The following is a 1620-nucleotide window of genomic DNA, read 5'->3' on the forward strand; positions in this document are numbered from 1 at the left end:
CGGCCGGCGATGTCGTCGAATACCGTGCGCAGGTGTCCGATCCATGGCGCCGCCGTGAACACTGTGTCGATCTCGGTGTCAGTCAGGCCCTGCCATAGGGGGTGGGTGCGGCGGTGGAACTCGACGTTACTCAGCTCCCCTGCCGCCGAGAGCTTTTCGAGCACGTCGAGCTGTTCGCTGACACGCGTGTGCCGGGCGAGCTCAATCGAGGCGCTGGTGCCGCGCAGGAGTGTGCCGTCCATGTCGAACACGTGCAGCACACTCATCGTGACACCGCCTGCGACCCGAGAATCTCGGCCAACAGGTCCAGTGCGCCGCGCACCGCGGCGAGCTTCACCTGCACCCGGTCGCCGCTGAACACCTCGCGGCGGCTGCCCGCGTGACGATCCCGGTGATAGCTGGCGAGGTACACCGTGCCCACCGGGTCGGCGTCGGTTCCGCCGGTCGGTCCCGCGTACCCGGTGACGGCTACCCCGACCGTCGCGCCGGTGTAGTTTCCCAGGCCGGCAGCCAGCGCGGAGGTGACCGGTGCGCTCACCGCCCCGTGCTGGGCGGCGATCACCGGGTCGACGCCGAGTCCGGTCGTCTTGGCCTGCGCGTGATAGAGGACAAAGCCACGCTCGTAGACGCTCGACACCCCGGGCACCTCGGTGAGCGCGGCGGCGATCAGACCGCCGGTGACGGTCTCTGCGGTGGCCAATCGGACTCCGGCATCGCGGGCGGCGGCGACCACTTCGGTGGCCGACTGGTGAATGTCGGGCGGGAAGAGCGAGTCGGTCATCGGATTCCTCCAGCGGTGGTGACGACGGTGTCCAGTTCGGCAGCTAACCGAGCGGCAGCGGCGGCGGGGTCGTCGGCGGCGATCACCGCCCGCCCGACGATCGGGAACAGGCCCGCGACGCGGGGCACCACGGGCGCCAACCTGCGCAGTTCGTCGCCGCCGGCACCGATGCCGGGGACGAACAGCCGAGGACGCACCCCGACCGCCGCGGCACGCGCGACAACCTGCTCGGCCCTATCGCCCACGGGCGCGATCAGTTGCGTCTCACCGTGTTCGAGCGCGATGTCGGTGATGTGGTCGAGGACGTCATCGGCGATCCAGCCGCCACCGGCAGCTGTGTAGTCGGCCACGGGCAACTGCCCGCCGATGAGCGCCGCCACACCGGTGCGCTGCAACGCGGTCAGAAATCGGGCCGCGGTGGTCGGGCCCGCGAGCGGAAACACGATCGCCGCGGACACCCCGTGAGCGGCCAGTGTGCGGGCGAACACATCGGCGTTGCTGGGGATGTCGAGCCCGGCCTTCTGGTGGTCGTAGACCACAGGGAGATCGGTGAGGTCACCGACCAACCGCAGCGCGGCGGGCAGCCCCAGCTCCAGCACCGTGCTTGGACCGAGTTTATAGCCGACGACGCCGTCGACATCAGCGGTGGCCGCGACGATGTCGCGTACCTGCTCGGCGGTGGGCAGGTCGAGTGCGGGGATAAGGCCGTGTCCGCGGTCGATCCAGTTCGTGGGTGAATAGTGCATGGGGGCAAGGCTGTTCATGATGGGTGGCTCCTGAGTGCGGAGGGGGCGCGGTGCGGGTGTTGTGCTGACGCTCCGACCGGCGGCGGGGGGGCC

The 1620-nt window shown here is 70.0% G+C and carries 2 protein-coding genes and 1 pseudogene; all 3 read right to left on the reverse strand.

The features are described 5' to 3' along the window. Window positions 1-266 (reverse strand): annotated as a pseudogene (locus B1964_RS29790) (HAD family hydrolase); the annotation flags it as partial. Next, window positions 263-781 carry a CinA family protein gene (locus B1964_RS29795; protein WP_079932333.1) on the reverse strand — a complete coding sequence of 173 codons (519 nt, stop codon included), beginning with the start codon at window positions 779-781 and terminating at the stop codon, window positions 263-265. The pseudogene B1964_RS29790 and the gene B1964_RS29795, both read right to left, overlap by 4 nt. Next, complete coding sequence (locus B1964_RS29800; protein WP_253194280.1) at window positions 778-1527, reverse strand: orotidine 5'-phosphate decarboxylase / HUMPS family protein; 750 nt, start codon at window positions 1525-1527, stop codon at window positions 778-780. Before B1964_RS29800 ends, B1964_RS29795 begins: the two co-directional genes overlap by 4 nt. Window positions 1528-1620: the final 93 nt, after the last annotated feature.

Origin of the sequence: Gordonia sp. i37 (assembly GCF_002043085.1) — a bacterium.
Lineage (GTDB): Bacteria > Actinomycetota > Actinomycetes > Mycobacteriales > Mycobacteriaceae > Gordonia > Gordonia polyisoprenivorans.

Coding starts and splice junctions, on each gene's coding strand:
- B1964_RS29795 (WP_079932333.1), bottom strand. CDS start 781: ATGACCGACTCGCTCTTCCCGCCCGACATTCACCAGTCGGCCACCGAA.
- B1964_RS29800 (WP_253194280.1), bottom strand. CDS start 1,527: ATGCACTATTCACCCACGAACTGGATCGACCGCGGACACGGCCTTATC.